At 64.5% G+C, this 15,800-nt stretch carries 15 protein-coding genes; 9 read left to right on the forward strand and 6 right to left on the reverse strand.

Annotation, left to right across the window (positions count from 1 at the left end; genetic code table 11):
* Nucleotides 1–74: 74 nt before the first annotated feature.
* Together rlmKL and ACVOLQ_RS15880 are read right to left on the reverse strand one after the other, a co-directional pair.
* Nucleotides 75–2,213 (reverse strand): bifunctional 23S rRNA (guanine(2069)-N(7))-methyltransferase RlmK/23S rRNA (guanine(2445)-N(2))-methyltransferase RlmL, encoded by a 2,139-nt coding sequence (gene rlmKL / locus ACVOLQ_RS15875; protein WP_481528595.1) that lies wholly within the window; start codon nucleotides 2,211–2,213, stop codon nucleotides 75–77.
* Nucleotides 2,214–2,345: 132 nt separating this feature from the next.
* Nucleotides 2,346–2,873 carry a hypothetical protein gene (locus ACVOLQ_RS15880; RefSeq protein WP_481528605.1) on the reverse strand — a complete coding sequence of 176 codons (528 nt, stop codon included), beginning with the start codon at nucleotides 2,871–2,873 and terminating at the stop codon, nucleotides 2,346–2,348.
* 51 nt (nucleotides 2,874–2,924) lie between these two features.
* On the opposite strand from ACVOLQ_RS15880, the gene ACVOLQ_RS15885 reads away from it, so the two are divergent.
* Nucleotides 2,925–3,488, forward strand: coding sequence for an N-acetylmuramoyl-L-alanine amidase (locus tag ACVOLQ_RS15885; RefSeq protein WP_481528596.1), 564 nt, complete (start codon nucleotides 2,925–2,927; stop codon nucleotides 3,486–3,488).
* A gap of 19 nt (nucleotides 3,489–3,507) precedes the next feature.
* Here ACVOLQ_RS15885 and ACVOLQ_RS15890 read toward each other — a convergent pair whose 3' ends face one another.
* The 3 genes from ACVOLQ_RS15890 to ACVOLQ_RS15900 form a co-directional block, all read right to left on the reverse strand.
* A complete protein-coding gene (locus ACVOLQ_RS15890; RefSeq protein WP_481528597.1) occupies nucleotides 3,508–4,428 on the reverse strand; it encodes a DUF1684 domain-containing protein in 921 nt (306 codons plus the stop codon).
* Between the two features lie 69 nt (nucleotides 4,429–4,497).
* Nucleotides 4,498–5,400 (reverse strand): sulfurtransferase, encoded by a 903-nt coding sequence (locus ACVOLQ_RS15895; protein WP_481528598.1) that lies wholly within the window; start codon nucleotides 5,398–5,400, stop codon nucleotides 4,498–4,500.
* Entirely contained in the window at nucleotides 5,397–6,200 is an 804-nt protein-coding gene (locus ACVOLQ_RS15900; RefSeq protein ID WP_481528599.1) for a CoA pyrophosphatase, read from the reverse strand. The genes ACVOLQ_RS15895 and ACVOLQ_RS15900 overlap by 4 nt, the downstream gene beginning before the upstream one ends.
* 239 nt (nucleotides 6,201–6,439) lie before the next feature.
* Here ACVOLQ_RS15900 and ACVOLQ_RS15905 point away from each other — a divergent pair, with 239 nt between their 5' ends.
* Nucleotides 6,440–6,979: a post-PEP-CTERM-1 domain-containing protein gene (locus ACVOLQ_RS15905; protein WP_481528600.1), complete on the forward strand. Its 540-nt coding sequence runs from the start codon at nucleotides 6,440–6,442 to the stop codon at nucleotides 6,977–6,979.
* Nucleotides 6,976–8,664: a PA domain-containing protein gene (locus ACVOLQ_RS15910; protein WP_481528601.1), complete on the forward strand. Its 1,689-nt coding sequence runs from the start codon at nucleotides 6,976–6,978 to the stop codon at nucleotides 8,662–8,664. The genes ACVOLQ_RS15905 and ACVOLQ_RS15910 overlap by 4 nt, the downstream gene beginning before the upstream one ends.
* A gap of 368 nt (nucleotides 8,665–9,032) precedes the next feature.
* On the opposite strand, the gene ACVOLQ_RS15915 is transcribed toward ACVOLQ_RS15910, so the two are convergent.
* Nucleotides 9,033–9,734, reverse strand: coding sequence for an FKBP-type peptidyl-prolyl cis-trans isomerase N-terminal domain-containing protein (locus ACVOLQ_RS15915; protein WP_313169427.1), 702 nt, complete (start codon nucleotides 9,732–9,734; stop codon nucleotides 9,033–9,035).
* Nucleotides 9,735–9,904: 170 nt separating this feature from the next.
* Between ACVOLQ_RS15915 and ACVOLQ_RS15920 the strand changes: the two genes are divergently transcribed.
* From ACVOLQ_RS15920 to pstS, 6 genes are all read left to right on the forward strand, one after another.
* Nucleotides 9,905–10,687, forward strand: a complete 783-nt coding sequence (locus tag ACVOLQ_RS15920; protein ID WP_481528602.1) for an enoyl-CoA hydratase/isomerase family protein — start codon at nucleotides 9,905–9,907, stop codon at nucleotides 10,685–10,687.
* A gap of 7 nt (nucleotides 10,688–10,694) precedes the next feature.
* A complete protein-coding gene (locus ACVOLQ_RS15925) occupies nucleotides 10,695–11,054 on the forward strand; it encodes a hypothetical protein (protein ID WP_481528603.1) in 360 nt (119 codons plus the stop codon).
* Nucleotides 11,055–11,191: 137 nt separating this feature from the next.
* Complete coding sequence (gene nth / locus ACVOLQ_RS15930; protein ID WP_481528606.1) at nucleotides 11,192–11,833, forward strand: endonuclease III; 642 nt, start codon at nucleotides 11,192–11,194, stop codon at nucleotides 11,831–11,833.
* 169 nt (nucleotides 11,834–12,002) lie between these two features.
* Entirely contained in the window at nucleotides 12,003–13,214 is a 1,212-nt protein-coding gene (locus ACVOLQ_RS15935; protein WP_313494208.1) for an OprO/OprP family phosphate-selective porin, read from the forward strand.
* Between the two features lie 262 nt (nucleotides 13,215–13,476).
* On the forward strand, nucleotides 13,477–14,256 hold the full coding sequence (locus ACVOLQ_RS15940; RefSeq protein WP_481528604.1) for a PA3715 family protein: 780 nt from the start codon (nucleotides 13,477–13,479) through the stop codon (nucleotides 14,254–14,256).
* Between the two features lie 117 nt (nucleotides 14,257–14,373).
* Nucleotides 14,374–15,393, forward strand: coding sequence for a phosphate ABC transporter substrate-binding protein PstS (gene pstS / locus ACVOLQ_RS15945; protein WP_313169419.1), 1,020 nt, complete (start codon nucleotides 14,374–14,376; stop codon nucleotides 15,391–15,393).
* The last annotated feature ends 407 nt before the right edge of the window (nucleotides 15,394–15,800 follow it).

Consider the following 15,800-nt stretch of genomic DNA (forward strand, 5'->3'; position numbering starts at 1 on the left):
ATGGCTCGGCACTACAGGGGGCATTGCCTGGAAAGCCTCTGCCGAGCATGGCTCGGCACTACAGGTGCGGCGGTTTAGACCCGGCGCAGTTCCCAGGCGCGGTGGATGCGGGCGTTGCGCTCGAAATCCGGGCCGATGGTCTGTGCAGAGATTTCGCGGCAATGCGCGAACTCGGCAATGGCGTTCTCTTCCAGCTTGAAGCGGCGGAAGTTGTTGGAGAAATACAGCACGCCATCGGAGGTCAGCCGCGCCATGGCCGCACGCAGCAGGCGCACGTGCTCACGCTGGATGTCGAAATCGTCGGCGCGCGCCGAGTTGGAGAAGGTCGGCGGGTCGCAGAAGATCACGTCATAGCGGTTCTTCTCCGCTTCCAGCCAGGTCACCGCATCGGCCTGCACCAGGGTGTGCTGGCTGCCGCCCTTGCCGTTGAGCGCGAGGTTGTCGGCACACCATTGCAGGTAGGTGCCGGACAGATCCACGCTGGTGGTCGAGCTGGCGCCAGCAACCGCCGCTTCCACGCTGGCCACGCCGGTGTAGCAGAACAGGTTGAGGAAGCGCTTGCCGCGTGCTTCCTGCGCCATATGCGTGCGCAGCGGGCGGTGGTCCAGGAACAGGCCGGTATCCAGGTAATCGAACAGATTCACCCGCAGCAGCGCATCGTTCTCGCGCACCAGGATGAACTCGCCGCGCTGCTCGAAACGACCGTACTTGCTGCCGCCCTTGCCACGCTCACGTGACTTCAGCGCGACCTGCTCGGCCGGCACCTGGAATACCTCGCGCGCGGCGGCCAGCAGTTCATTGCGGCGACGGCGCACGTCCACGTCCGGAATGGTGGCCGGTGCGGCATATTCCTGCACATGCAGGAAGGTGCGGTTCTTGCCACCATCCTCACGGTAGACGTCGATGGCGGCCGCGTATTCCGGCAGGTCGGCATCGTAGGCGCGGAAGCAGGTGATGCCCTCGCGCGACAACCAGTTCTTGTACTTCTTCAGGTTCTTGCGCAGGCGGTTGGCCACCATCTGCGCGCCTTCGCTGAGTTCGCGCGGCTGGCCGGCGTTCTCACGCTCGGGCACGGCAATCGGCTCACAGACGATCAGCGCGCATTCGATGGCGCCATTGAACATCTGGTACTTCTTGGCCGCACGCAGGCCGGTGGCGAAAGCCAGGTCGGCGCTGCCGCACAGCAGGCTTGCACGCCAGGTGGGCACCGCACGCTTGAGCGCATCACCAATACGGCGATACAGCACGGTGTCGGCGGCCAGGCGCTCGTCGTAAGGGGGATTGCAGACCACGCAGCCGGTTTCCTGCGGCGGCACCTGCACGTCGGCCACGTCACGCACGCCGAACCAGATGGCCTCGCTGACGCCGGCCACCTCGGCGTTTTCCTTGGCCGCACGGATTGCCGCCGGATCGATGTCGCTGCCGTGGATGACCTGCTTGAGCGCGGCACGACCGGCCTGCTCGCGCTCGCGCGCTTCGGCCATCAGTTCCTTCCACTGCGTCTGGTCAAAACCACGCCAGCGGCTGGGCGGGATGCTGCCATGGCGCTGCAGGCCCGGCGCAACATCGGCGGCCATCAAGGCGCCTTCGATCAGCAAGGTGCCGCTGCCGCACATCGGGTCGAGCAGGCCACCGCCTTCGGCATGGATCTTCGGCCAGTTGGCGCGCAGCAGCACGGCGGCAGCTAGGTTTTCCTTCAGCGGCGCGTCGTTCTGCGCCATGCGCCAACCACGGCGGTGCATCGGGCCACCGCCCAGATCGATGGAGATGGTAGCCCTGCCCTTGCGCAGCGACAGGTTGATGCGCACATCCGGGAACTCGACGTTCACCGACGGCCGCTCCATGCCTTGGTCACGCAGGCTGTCGACCACGCCGTCCTTGACCCGCTGCGCGGCAAAGCGCGCGTGGGTAATGGCGGTACCGGACACATGCGCGTCCACCGACAAGGTCAGCTCCGAGCTGATGTGATGGTCCCACGGCATTGCCGCCACGCCCTGGTACAGCGAGTTCTCGTCCGGGCAGTCGAATTCCTGCAGCGGCCACAGCACGCGGCTGGCCAGGCGCGACCACAGCACCACCCGCTGCGCGTCGCGCAGCTCGCCCTCGGCATTGACGCCGGCAATGGTGGCGGTCGCCCGCGGCAGGCCCATCGCCAGCAGTTCGTCGGCGAGCAGGTATTCAAGGCCCTTGGCGCAGGAAACAAAGAAATTCACGGGAGATATCAACTTTCGAAGAGGGAATCGGGCCAGCCAGGCGGGCAGGCACGGTGGCCGGCCCCGGGGCATCCAGGGCCGCTATTGTAGGCAGTTGCCCGCCGCGCCGTCGGAATCGGCCGGCGGCGGCGTTCACAAACCGCGCAGCAAGGCCTCGAAGGCCTGCGCCGAGGCGTCCACATGGCGCATCAGGCGGTGGCCGTCATCGACCAGCAGCAGCCGCGCCCTGCGCTCGGCGGCCCAGGCGATCACGTCGGCGGCCGGGATCAGCTCGTCGTTCCAGGCGTGGACCACGCTGATCGGCACCGACGCCGCGTCCAGCGCCGGCATCGGCCCCATCGTGGTGGGCGGCACCATCAGGAACAGCCCGGCCACCGGCACCTGCAGCGAGGTGATCGCCGAGATATAGGCGCCCAGGCTGGATCCGCCCAGCACCAGCGGGCCACGCGCCGCCATCTCGGCCGCGCGTTCGACCAGCCGCTGCAGGCGCGCCGGCACATCGCCGACCCGGCTGATCTCGTGCCTGGCGTCCAGGTCGGTGTAATCCGGGCGTTCGTGGCTCCAGCCCAGGCGTTCGGCCACCTCGGCCAGCGCGGTGACCTTGGTGGCGTCGGGGCCGCTCTCGAAGCCGTGCGACAGGATGCAGTGGCCGCGACTCATGGCTGGCGGCAGGTCATGGGGAAATTCATGGGTGAATGCTAGCATCCACCCATGCACCTGCCGCCGCCCATCATCGCCAAACCGCTGCCCTACGAACACCTGCTGGCGCAGCGCAAGCCCACCGACATCGACCTGGTGGTGATCCACTGCACCGAACTGCCGGACCTGGCCACCGCCCGTGAGTATGGCGAGCGTGCCCTGTACGACAACGGCAGCGGCAACAGCGGCCATTACTACATCGATCGCGACGGCAGCATCCAGCAGTACGTGGCCCTGGACCGGGTGGCCCACCACGTGCGTGGCATCAACCCGCGCTCGATCGGCATCGAGCTGGTCAACAACGGGCGCTGGCCGAACTGGTTCGACTCCAACCACCAGAGCATGACCGAGCCCTACCCGGAAGCGCAGATTGCAGCGCTGGTACGCCTGCTGGAGTGGTTGCCACAGGCAGTACCGTCACTGCGCTACATCGCCGGCCACGAGCAATTGGATACCGCCCTGGAACCTGCCAGCGACAATTCCAGCCTGAATGTGCAACGCAAACTCGATCCCGGTCCGCTATTCCCCTGGGAGCTGGTGCTGCGTGCCGTCGAGCTGCAGAGAATGCCGGGCTGACTGCTGTCCCGGCAGCTGCCTACTGCGGCAGGTACTGGAATTTCTCGCCCGCCGTCACCGCCAGATCAAGGCGGTTGATCGCAGGTGCGATCGGGCACACCACATGCGGGGTGAACGCGCAGGGGGGATTCTCGGCACGATTGAAGTCCAGTTCCACGACGCCATCCGTGGGCATTTCCGCATACACATAACGCGCACCGCCATACGTCTCGCGGCCGCTGGTGCGGTCGGAAAGCAGGAAGAACAAGCGCCGCGACGGCGGTGCGGACTCGTCCAGCACCGGCTGCAGGTGATAGCTGCGCCCGCCGATCTCGAACACCGCTTCGCCCGGCACCAGCGCCGGCAACGGCGTGCCGATCGAGGTCAGCAGGACGGCCTGTTTGGGTGCCGGGAACGGCCGCCATTGCGCGCGGATGTTCCATTTCGGGTCGACTGGAAAGTGTTCGATGCCGCTGAATCCCAGCCGTCGCGGCGACTGCGGATCGCGATAACGCCACCCCAGGATGCTGCCGGTGCGCACTAGGTAGAACTCCGAGTCCCCCACTTGAACGCGACTGGCCTCGTTGACATGGGCGACGCCGGGAATCAGGACCGCCCGCAACAGCGGCTCTCCCGCCATCTGGGCGCCAGCGCGCGCATCCGCCGCGATTGTTGCCAGGCCCTCGCGGTCCACCTGCAGCACGCCCAGCTCGGCCGGGCCACCGGGCAGTACCACGTCATTGGCGGCGGCACTGCCCACGCTGTACGTCCCGGCCTTGAGGCGGCCGGAACCGGTGTAGCTGAGCCAGCCATCGGGCGCACGCAGGCTCGCCAGACGCTTCGCCCGCCACTGCTCCACATCACGCAGGTATTGACGCGCAGCATCGCCCGACAAGCCATTGCCGGGCGCATTGCATGCCCCCAGAACCGCCGCCAACAACGCCACCGCTAGCCATTTCAATGAACGCACGCTTCCCCCGAAGCATTCATACCCATCGGCACCGCCCCCACTACGCGGCGTACTGACAACTCAGGCGGTAGCCACCGGCCTGCCTGCATCGCTGCACCAACCACTCCAGGAATCACTGAACACCCGCAGCCCCGGCATCCCGGCATGCGCGAACGCCAACGCCAGATGGCATGCGGTAACCCCCGAACCGCACATCACGGCCACCTGTGCCGGCGCCTGCCCTGACAACAGCGGCGCCAATTCCGCGCGCAGCTCCTGCACGGGCCGAAAACGACCATCACGCAGATTCATGCCGAACGGTCGGTTCAACGCTCCCGGCACATGCCCGGCCACCGGGTCCAAGGGCTCGACTTCGCCGCGATAACGCTCGCCGGCACGCGCGTCCAGCAACCACGCCGGCGTCTGTGACAAGCGCGCCTGCACTTCGTCGACACTGACCACCTGGGCCATATCAAACCGCCCGGGGTAGGCCGGCAAGGCGGGAACCGCCCTCGGGGTCGCATCCAATGCATGCCCCGCTGCCTGCCAAGCGGCCAAACCGCCATCAAGTACGGCGACCTTGTGGTGGCCGATCAGGCGCAACAACCACCACAGGCGCGCTGCCGCCATGCTGCCATCGGCCGCATCGTAAACCACCACCTGGGTATCCGGCCCGATCCCCCAGTCGCCGAGGCGTGCGGCAAAAACCTCGCTGTCCGGCAGTGGATGTCGGCCATGCCCTTGCTTGCGCATGTCCGACAGGTCGCTTTCCAGATCGGCATGGATCGCACCGGGAATATGCCCCGCCGCGTAGCCGGCCGCACCGGCGTTCTTGTCGGCCAGCGAATAGCGCGCGTCGACCACCCGCAGCGCGGTACTGGCGGTGGCGCGTGCGTCGACCACGCGCCATTCGGGTCGGGCCAGGGCGTGGGCCAGGTCCGCCACATCAATCAACGTGGTCCACGAATAAGCGGTCGCGCTCATGCCTGCTGCTCCAATCGACGGCGAAGGTTGTAGAGGATGGCTGCAGTCGCGCCCCAGATGCGCTGCCCGGGCCAGCTGTATTCCATGACATGACGGACACGTCCGCCATGCTCGATGTCCACCCTTCGCAGATTTGCCGGGTCCATCAGGTAATCCAGCGGTACTTCAAAGACCTCGGCCACCTCGCCGGGCTCAGGCCGCGCAATGAATGCCGGATCCACCACCGCGACTACTGGCGTCACCCGGAACCCGGTAATGGTGATGAAGGGATCCAGGTAGCCCAGGGCCAGCACCTGGCTGCGGGCCAAGGCGATCTCCTCGTCACTCTCGCGCAGAGCGGCGGCCAACGGATTGCGATCGACGGTTTCGATGCGGCCACCGGGAAAACCCACTTGTCCACCGTGGTTGCGCAGTGCTTCGGTGCGTCGGGTCAATATCACCTGGGTCCCCTGCGGCCGCGGCACCAGTCCCGCCAATACTGCCGCTTCCACCGGCGGCCCGAGGGGCAACAGATCTTCCAGTTCGGAACGGTTCCAGCCCTGTCCAGTGGGTGCCTGGGTGAGTGGCATCAAGGCTTTCTGCAGCCGATCACGGTCCTGCAGCTGATCCGCAAATGCCGCGGCGTGTCGTGAGCGCCCTGGTAGTTCCTGTGTCATGACCCGACGCCGCTCGTCCTCGCTCATGCGCATCCAGCCACCGATCTCGGCACCACTGCGCCAGCAACCACGGCAATAGCCCTGCTCATCAAGCGCGCAGATGCCAATACAGGGGCTGGAGATGACACGAGCAGGAGCATCCATCAATTCAAACATCACGCTAGCGTAGCGCGAGGGGGACCCTGTGAACCAGCTTCCAGCGGCTGATCGCCCGCCTTTTGCGTTGCAACGATGGCAATGTCGGCGACGTCGACCACTCCCATTCAGCGAAACCGTTCGCCGAAGGTCCACATTTATTTTGTGATGCACTTCAAATTGTGGTTGAGCGGCGGTTCATCTACGGGCACACTCCGATTGCCGACAGGGGGAACACGAACCATCCGATGCGCATGACGCGCGTTCGATCAGCGTGGCTGTTCGACACCCGCCTCGCCTGCATATGGATGGAGCCTTATCGCTTTTCACTCTGTAAGCGGAGCCCGGAAATGAGAATGGCAAAACCCTCCTTGTTGTTATCGGCGCTGGCCTTGACCGCCAGCCTTTCAGTACAGGCCCATGAGCCGCCAACGGACGGCAACCCAAGTTCCCCTACCGAAAGCGGCATGGCTGCCGGCATCGATGCCAAGACCGGCAAACTGCGCAAACTCACGGATACTGAAATCCGGGCACTTTCCGACAAGGCCAACTCCATGCCGTCGGCAAGCCGCAACGCCGCCGGAGCCAACGCCGCGTGGGCACGCATTCCGCAGACCGGCACCGAGGCCGCCAAGACCATACGGCTACAGAGCAACGGCATGAGCACCGCCGACCTGCCCCTCTCGGCAATGAATTCGTTGAGCATTGAACGCACTGCCACTGGCGAAGTGCGGATCCTGGAGAACGGCGACCCGCTTTCGCATGGCAGGCAGGAGGTGTCCGAATGAAGACCTTGCTGCTTTCGGCCGTCATCGGCACCTGCCTGCTCGGCGCCACCGCGCACGCTGCCATCATCACCCCCATCAACCAGGACCCTGTTGGCAAGGGCCTCAACGACCCCACCCTGCGCGCACCGGAAGGCGGCAATCCCGGCAAGACGGTGGGCGAGCAACGCCGCATCGTCTATCAGTTCGCCGCCGATCTGTGGGGCGCTGTATTGCAGAGCGACGTGGAGACGTTCGTCGGTGCAAGTTTCCAGGACCTTGCCTGCACGGCTACCGGCGGCACACTGGGCTCGGCCGGCGCCTCATGGATCGCAACTACACCACCGACAGCGACCGAACTGGGCATGATCTATCACGCCCCGTTGGCCAACGCCCTCAATGGCAGCCGCATCACCATCAGCAGTGCCGGCACAGACATCACCAGCCGCTTCAACAACAATCTGGGCGGCAGCAATCCCGATGGCACACCGTGCATGACCGGCTCGGGCTGGTATTACGGCCTGGACGGCAAAGCACCCGATGACCGGGTCAGCTTCCTCGACGTGGTGATGCATGAGATCGGCCACGGCCTTGGTTTCTCCGGCTTCGTCGGTTACACCACTGGCCGCCTGGGCGAACGCATCGGCATCCCGCAGTACTACGGGTATTCGGATGTCTATACCGAGAACGCCTTCGACAACCTGTCGGGCAAGCGTTTCACCGAAGCCAGCATGACCAACGCGCTGCGCGCTACATCCATCAAGACCCGTGGCGCACCGGCCTGGAATGGCGCAACCACCAGGGCACAAACGCCGCTGTGGCTGGACCCGGCGGTGGTGCTGTCGGTCAACGGCAGCAGCGTGGTCACGCAGTTCTTCGGCACGGCCTCGTTTGGCCCGCCAGCTACTCCGGCCAACTTCGCCGGCGCAGTCGCCCTTGCCAACGATGGCACTGGTGCCGATACCGCGGACGCCTGTGAAGTGATTCCTGCCGGCAGTCTCAGCGGCAAGGTTGCCTATATCAATCGTGGCGGTTGCGCATTCGAGATCAAGGCGGCCAACGCCCAGGCAGCAGGTGCGGTCGCGGCGATCATTGGCAATGTTGCCAGTTCCGGCGACCCGGGCACCGCACCCGGCATGGCCGAGGACCCCAGCGTCAACGCCACCATCCCGACCCTGAGCGTCAATCTCGCCGATGCCAACCTGATCAAGGCTGCCGCACAGGCCGGTACCGCGTTGACCGCGTCGCTGGGAGAGGTTGCCGGACGCTACGCCGGTGCCGACGCCAGCGGGCGCCCACTGCTGTACGCCCCGGCCGTGGTTGCCAGCGGCTCGACCTTCTCGCACTTTGAAAGCGTGCTGATACCGGATGCACTGATGGAGCCAGCCAACAGCCCCAACACCGACGCCGGACGCATGGTCGACCTCACCCTGGCGGCTTTCGTCGACGAAGGCTGGAGCTTGAATGCAGGCACGGCACGCATCGGCAGCTGCGACACGGGGGTAAAGTTGTTCAAGAACCCGGGGTTGATTGCGGGCGCCAATGTGCAGGCACAGGACCGCCTTTGCCGCACCACCGCCAACGGCAACCGTGCGCTCTACCTGCGTTGCATGAACGATACCGCGGCTTCGCTGAAAGCCGTCAATCTGATCAGTACAGTTGAACAGGCGGGTATACGTACCTGCGCTGCCAAGGTGACTACGCCGTAAATCCAGATCACGCATAGTGTGCAGGCAGTGCCGAGCCATGCTCGGCAAGACGCTACCAATTGCACCTGCAGATCGTCCACAATCAGCTCGGGAGTGAAAAAAGAGTCGGCGCCTCGATGGCGCCGGCTCTTCTTCGTTTTACACAGCATCGGTGGCCACTGCCCCAGCAACCAGTCAGCTTGCAATGCTCAGCCCCGCGGCCTTGCGCGTGCACTGGACCGCTCGTTGACGAAGAAACGCTGCTGCTGATTTCGCGGGTAAAGCCTTTGCCGAGCATGGCTCGGCACTACCGGCAAACCAATGCGGATTCGGAAAAAAGAAAGCGCCGGTGTTGCCACCGGCGCTTTCATTACATCACTGGCGCGCTATTACTTGACGCTGACCAGCTTGATCTCGAACTGCACAGCCACGTTCGGCGGGAACGGGGTGCGCGGGTCGGCACCGTAGGCCTTGTCCGGCGGCAGGGTGACTTCCCACTTGGCGCCGGCCGGCATCTGCAGCAGGGTTTCACGCATCGCCGCCATCTCGACTTCGCTCAGCTTGATCGACGGGATCGACTGCGCCGGGCGGGCTTCGGTCGGACGCTGGCCGTACGGGAACGGACCGGCAACTTCCAGGGCGACGGTGCTGGCCTGGGTCGGCTTGGCACCGGCACCGGCTTCGATCACGCGGTACTGCACACCGCTGGCCAGGGTCTGCACGCCGGCCTTGGCCTTGTTGGCAGCAATGAACTGGTCACTACGGGTCTTGTTTTCAGCAGCAGCCTTTTCGTACTCGGCCTTGGCAGCCTGGGCACGGCCCTGCTCACGACGCTGGAACGCTTCAACGGCGGGCTTCAGCTGGTCAGCGGTGATTGCCGGCTGCTTCTTGGCGTAGGCATCCTGCAGGCCTTTCACCACCGAAGCGATGTCCAGCTGTTCGCCACGACCCGTGAGCTCGGCCAGATTGTTGCCGTAGTCATAGCCGAAGTAATAGCTCAGCTTGCCCTTTTCGGACGCGATGTCCTGGGCGAAAGCGGTGCCGGTGACGGCCAGGGCGGCCACGGCGACCGCGATAGAACGCAACTTCATCAAACAGTTCTCCAGGAATGGTGTCTCAGGGCAAGCATGCCGCTAGAGGCGACGGGTTAGGATAGCCGTCACAAAGGCTGTCCGCCACTGACGACGCTCACCTATGACCGCCGTTGGTTCAAAGAGTTCCATTCCTCACTTTTTTTTAACGTTTTGAGGCTTTCCCCTATATGTCCGATGCCCCGGTTTCGATCAGCACCCACGCAGGCGTACGCACCATCACCGTGCAGCGCCCGGAAAAGCTCAATGCCCTCAACCGGCTGACCCTGGAAACCCTGGACGCCGCCTTTGCCGAGGCGGCGCTGGCCGAGGACGCAAGAGTGATTATCCTGACCGGCGCTGGCAGCAAAGCCTTCGTTGCCGGAGCGGATATCTCGGAAATGAACACGCTGACCCCGGTTCAGGGCCGTGACTTTTCGCTGGTGGGGCAGCGTCTCATGCGCCGGATCGAACGCCTGAACAAGCCCGTCATCGCCATGGTGAACGGCTTCGCACTGGGTGGCGGCATGGAACTGGCCATGGCCTGCCACCTGCGCATCGCCGCCGACAGTGCCAAGGTCGGCCAGCCGGAGATCAACCTGGGCCTGGTACCGGGCTTCGGCGGCACCCAGCGCCTGCTGCGTCTGGCCGGTCGCGCGGCCGCATTGGAGCTGTGCCTGCTCGGTGCACCGATCAGCGCCGAGCGCGCCCAGCAGTTGGGCCTGGTCAACCGCGTGGTGCCGGCCGCCGAGCTGGAAGCGGAAACCACCAAGCTGGCAGAGCAGTTGGCGAACGCGGCCCCGCTGGCGTTGCGCGGCATTCTGGATGCGATCAACGTTGGCGGCGAATGCGGGATCGAGGAAGGATTGGAGTATGAAAGCGCACAGTTCGGCCTGGTGTTCTCCACCGACGACATGCGCGAAGGCACCAGCGCCTTCCTGGAACGCCGCAAGCCGGAATTCAAGAATCGTTGAGTTGTCCATGCCCAACCCAAGCGCCACACCCCGCCAATTGCTGCAATTCGTACTGGACGATGATCTGGATGCGGCGCTGCGCGCCGGGCTGATGGACTACCTGCCGCAGCCCGGCGACGAACGGCTGGATCCCGCCTACCCGCAGCTGCCACAGCAGTTGCAGCAGGCCCAGCAGCAGCTGCGCACGGCCTGGGCCGCGCGTGAGCGCCATCACGCCCGCGCCGCGCGACTTGAACGTCGCGATGCCGAGCGGCAGGCGCGTCGTGCACCACCGCCAGCAGCTGACAGCAAGCCCGCCCTACCCTCTGCGGCAGCAGCAATCCTGGCCCGGGCCAAGGCACGAGCGGCAGAGAAGTCAGGCACATGACGGCAGTGGCAGTGAAGAAAACAACGACGAAGAAAGCCGCCGCAAAGAAGATCGGTGCCAAGAAGTTCGCGGTAAAGAAGGCTCCGGCAAAAAAGCCCGCGGCGGTGAACGCCACGTCCACACGTGGCAGCAAACGCATGAATGCCGCCGAAGTGCTGGAAATGTTCACCCGCTTGCGTGAGCTCAATCCACATCCAACCACCGAGCTGGAGTACGGCTCACCGTTCGAACTGCTGGTGGCGGTGACCTTGTCGGCACAGGCAACCGATGTCGGCGTCAACAAGGCTACCCGCAAGCTGTTCCCGGTCGCCAATACCGCCCAGGCCATCCTCGCCCTGGGCGAGGACGGGCTCAAGCCGTACATATCCACTATTGGCCTGTTCAACGCCAAGGCCAAGAACGTGATTGCCGCCTGCGCGATCCTGGTTGAAAAGTATGGCGGCGAAGTCCCTGCCGAGCGTGCCGCACTGGAGGCCCTCCCCGGCGTCGGCCGCAAGACCGCCAATGTTGTGCTCAACACCGCCTTCGGGCAGCCGACCATGGCGGTGGATACGCACATCTTCCGTGTCGCCAACCGCACCGGCTTGGCACCCGGCAAGGATGTGCGTGCCGTCGAGGATGGCTTGATGAAGGTCATCCCGGAAGAATTCCTGCAGGATGCACATCACTGGCTGATCCTGCACGGACGCTATGTCTGCAAGGCACGCAAACCGGACTGCCCGCAATGCGTGATCCGCGATCTCTGCCACTTCAAGGACAAGACCGCCGACGCTGCGTGAACGTCGGCGGCTGCCATCTGTACGACACTTTCCCGTAACAGCCACAAGGCCCAATACGCAGGGCCTTGTGCCACAAGGCCAAAGCTGGTCGCCGAACTGTCACATTTACGCAATCTTTACGCCCTAGCCTTCGCAGCAACCTCCAACCGCCTGCAAGGCTACCCACCCAATGAAACTGCATCGCCAACTCCTCACCGCGGCCGTGGCTGCTGCACTGTTCGCGCCGGCTGCACACGCTGAAGTCGCCATCGACGTTATTGGCGGTTCCGAAATCACCTTCGAAGGCCTGGTCCAGGCCGACGGCAACTGGTTCAGCAATGACAAGGCCGACTTGAACGGCAACACCGGCAAGAACGGCAAGGACAGCGAATTCGAGCTGCGTCGCGCCGAGCTGGTGCTGAAGGGCAAGGGCCCGGGCAACATCGAGTGGGTGGTCGGCTACGACGCCAAGGCTGACAAGTTCCTCGACACCAACGTCAAGTACAAGCTGGGCGGCAACAGCAACCACTTCCTGCAGGCCGGCCAGTTCAAGCAGCCGAACAGCCTGGAAGAACTGTCCAGCACCAAGAACAACGACTTCATCTCCAAGGCTACCGTCACCAACACCTACGCGGTTGCCCGCCGCCTCGGCGTTGGCTACGGCATCGGCGACGCCAACTGGTCGGTCACCGCCTCGGCCTTCGGCCGCGAGCTGACCCGCGACCTGGCCCATGGCAGTGGCTATGGCGTGCGCGGCACCTTCGCCCCGATCAATGAGAAGGGCAACATCCTGCACCTGGGCCTGAGCTACGTCGACTACGATACCGACGCCGATCTGCTGCGCCTGCGCGCCCGCCCGAACGCCGACCTGGCCACCGTGCGCCTGGTCGACAGCGGCGACCTGAAGGACACCGATCGCCTGAGCACCATCGGCGCCGAAGCCATGTACGTGCGCGGCCCGTTCAAGGCCCAGGGCGAGTACTACAGCTCCAAGGCCAAGCGTTACGACCACGCCAACTACAGCAGCGACGGCTACTACATCAGTGGCGTGTGGAACGTCACCGGCGAGACCTGGGGCTACAAGGGCGGCACCCCGAGCCTGGGTCTGCCGGATGAGCCGGGCCGTGGCATGTGGCAGCTGGGCGCGCGCTTTGATCACATCGATCTGAACGACGGCGGCCTGAAGGCCCCGGCCGTGGTCGGCGGCACCCCGCTGGTGGACGGCGTGCTGGGCGGCAAGATGGACATCTGGACCGTGGGTGCCAACTGGTACTGGCGCTCCAACTTCAAGGCCTCGCTGAACTACGTGATGGTCGACAGCAACAAGTACTCCTCGTCCAGCAAGAAGTTCGTCAGCGACAAGCCGGACATCCTGGAAGCCCGCCTGCAGTTCTTCTGGTAAGCAGCGGCTATATGCACTGCACGAACGCCCCGCAAGGGGCGTTCGTCGTTGCAGTGATTGCGCTTTTGTAGGAGCGGCGTAAGCCGCGAAGCTGGTGGTCCGGCCGTGAGACTGATTTTCGCAAACTGAAAATGCACGAGCTTCGCGGCTCACGCCGCTCCTACAACAGCGGGCGCAGCTGCCTTTGCCCAAGCTGTGTAAGCTTCCCAGCTTACGCAGCTCCCACAATGCATTCGGGGGGCGCTCCAACCGGAAGGATCCCATGCGCACCTGCCTGCTGGCACTACTGCTATCCCTGCCCGTCACCGGTTTCGCCCAGGACTGTGGTGATGACGCCGCCGCGCGCATCACCCAGGCCTACCAGCAGCGCGACACCGCCGCCCTGCCCGATCGCCCCGGCTGGGCTATCGACGCCGAGCGCGGCGCATGCCGCGTCTGGCCGGCCGATACCTCCCTGACCTTGATCGCGGTGCCGGTGCTGGGCCCGGAAGAATTCAATGGTGAGGTCCAGCAAGGCGACTTGGACGTACTGGTCGTTGACAGCGCCAGCCTGCGCCCACGCGCGAGCCTCCGCCTGCCCGAGGTGATGAGCAGCGATGCCATCCATGTCGACAGCGTCAGCCTGGACACCGCGCGTTACAACATCTCACCCGGCGTGCGCGCGTTCGGCATCCGCAGTTCGCGCAGCAATTCTTCGCAGCCCAACCCTTTCAGCGAAACCCGTCTGCAGCTTATGGTGATCAACCAAAGCCAGCTGGAGGTGATTACCGAACAGATCGTCACCTCCAGCAGCGGCGGTGAATGGGACACCCGCTGCGCCGGTGAGTTCCATGAAACAAAACGCACGCTGGAGGTTGGCCCCGCCCCGGTGCAGGCCTGGGCCACGCTGACGGTACGTGAGCGCAGCGCCAGCACCGTCAACCGCGAGGATGCCGCTGGCAACTGCAGTGAAGTGCGCGAGGACCACCCCGTTCGCAGTTTCAAGCTGCTGCCCAAGGGGCGCTTTTACCCGCTACCCAATGAGATCAAAGCAACATTTTGATGACATGAGGCATTGTCATTTGAACGTCATGTGACAGACGCTGCACTGTCATCAAATCGTTATGGAATAGGCGCCGGGCGGAACTCACCGCACATTCACACCTCCCAGGAGCCACTTGTGATCCACGCCATCAAATCGCGCGCAGCCGTTGCCATCCTCGCTGCGTCGTCCGTCTTCGCCGCCAACGCTGCCGATGTCACCGGCGCCGGCGCGTCCTTCATCTACCCGGTCATGTCGAAGTGGTCGGCCGATTACAGCGCCGCCACCAGCAAGCGCGTAAATTACCAGTCCATCGGCTCGGGCGGCGGTATTGCCCAGATCAAGGCCAACACGGTTGACTTCGGTTCCTCCGATGCCCCGCTGAAGCCGGAAGAACTGGCCTCGGCCGGCCTGGTGCAGTTCCCGTCGGTGATCGGCGGCGTGGTGCCGGTGCTCAACGTGCCGGGCGTGGAAGCGGGTGCGATGAAGCTGGACGGCCCGACCCTGGCCAACATTTTCCTGGGCAAGATCAGCAAGTGGAATGATCCGGCGATCGTCGCCCTGAACGCAGGCCTGACCCTGCCGGACACCAAGATCACCGTCGTGCACCGCTCTGACGGTTCGGGCACCACCTTCAACTTCGTCAACTTCCTGTCCAAGGTCAACGCCGACTGGAAGACCACCGTCGGCGAAGGCACCAGCGTCCAATGGCCGGTCGGCATCGGCGGCAAGGGCAACGAAGGCGTCGCCGCCTACGTCAAGCAGATCCGGGGCTCAATCGGCTATGTCGAGTTCTCCTACGCACTGCAGAACCGCCTGACCTTCTCGCGCATGAAGAATGCCGCAGGCAACTTCGTGCAGCCGCGTGACGAAACCTTCTCGGCTGCTGCCGCCAGCGCAGACTGGGCGAACGCGCGTGACTTCTACCTGGTGATGACCAACGCCCCGGGCGAGCAGGCCTGGCCGATCACTGCCACCAACTTCATCCTGATGCGCAAGCAGCCGAAGACGGCCGAAGGTGCCAAGGCCGCGGTCGAATACTTCCGCTGGATCTATGCCAATGGCGACGCCCAGGCCCGTCAGCTGGACTACGTGCCGCTGCCGGATACGCTGGTCCGCCAGATCGAAACCTACTGGCAGCAGAACCTGCGCTACTGAGTAAAGAGCCGGCGGGCCCCTCTCCCCCGCCGTCTCAAGCGCGGATCACGTGATCCGCGCTTTTTTTTTGTTTTTTTGCAGGAGCGGCGTCAGCCGCGAAGCCGGGTATCCAGAAGGCCCTGTAGAGCCGAGCCATGCTCGGCTGAGGCTCTACCGGGAAAGCTCGCGCCGAGCATAGCTCGGCACTACCCTTCGGCATTGTCGCGACCGCTCCCTGTAGCGCCGAGCCATGTTCGGCTGAGGCTCCACCGGGAAAGCCCCTGCCGAGCATGGCTCGGCACTACCCTTCGGCATTGTCGCGACCGCTCCCTGTAGAGCCGACCCAAGCTCCGCTGAGGCTTTACCGGGAAAGCGCCTGCCCAGCATGGCACGGCACAAACCATCAGCACAGTCGCGCCCCCCCCCCA

It is taken from the genome of Stenotrophomonas sp. STEN031 (assembly GCF_056759975.1).

What these genes read in the sequence shown, in the direction of transcription:
- ACVOLQ_RS15880 (WP_481528605.1), bottom strand. Translation starts at nt 2,873, where the DNA reads ATGAGTCGCGGCCACTGCATCCTGTCGCACGGCTTCGAGAGCGGCCCC.
- ACVOLQ_RS15885 (WP_481528596.1), top strand. Translation starts at nt 2,925, where the DNA reads ATGCACCTGCCGCCGCCCATCATCGCCAAACCGCTGCCCTACGAACAC.
- ACVOLQ_RS15895 (WP_481528598.1), bottom strand. Translation starts at nt 5,400, where the DNA reads ATGAGCGCGACCGCTTATTCGTGGACCACGTTGATTGATGTGGCGGAC.
- ACVOLQ_RS15900 (WP_481528599.1), bottom strand. Translation starts at nt 6,200, where the DNA reads ATGGATGCTCCTGCTCGTGTCATCTCCAGCCCCTGTATTGGCATCTGC.
- ACVOLQ_RS15905 (WP_481528600.1), top strand. Translation starts at nt 6,440, where the DNA reads ATGCGCATGACGCGCGTTCGATCAGCGTGGCTGTTCGACACCCGCCTC.
- ACVOLQ_RS15910 (WP_481528601.1), top strand. Translation starts at nt 6,976, where the DNA reads ATGAAGACCTTGCTGCTTTCGGCCGTCATCGGCACCTGCCTGCTCGGC.
- ACVOLQ_RS15915 (WP_313169427.1), bottom strand. Translation starts at nt 9,734, where the DNA reads ATGAAGTTGCGTTCTATCGCGGTCGCCGTGGCCGCCCTGGCCGTCACC.
- ACVOLQ_RS15920 (WP_481528602.1), top strand. Translation starts at nt 9,905, where the DNA reads ATGTCCGATGCCCCGGTTTCGATCAGCACCCACGCAGGCGTACGCACC.
- ACVOLQ_RS15925 (WP_481528603.1), top strand. Translation starts at nt 10,695, where the DNA reads ATGCCCAACCCAAGCGCCACACCCCGCCAATTGCTGCAATTCGTACTG.
- nth (WP_481528606.1), top strand. Translation starts at nt 11,192, where the DNA reads ATGAATGCCGCCGAAGTGCTGGAAATGTTCACCCGCTTGCGTGAGCTC.
- ACVOLQ_RS15935 (WP_313494208.1), top strand. Translation starts at nt 12,003, where the DNA reads ATGAAACTGCATCGCCAACTCCTCACCGCGGCCGTGGCTGCTGCACTG.
- ACVOLQ_RS15940 (WP_481528604.1), top strand. Translation starts at nt 13,477, where the DNA reads ATGCGCACCTGCCTGCTGGCACTACTGCTATCCCTGCCCGTCACCGGT.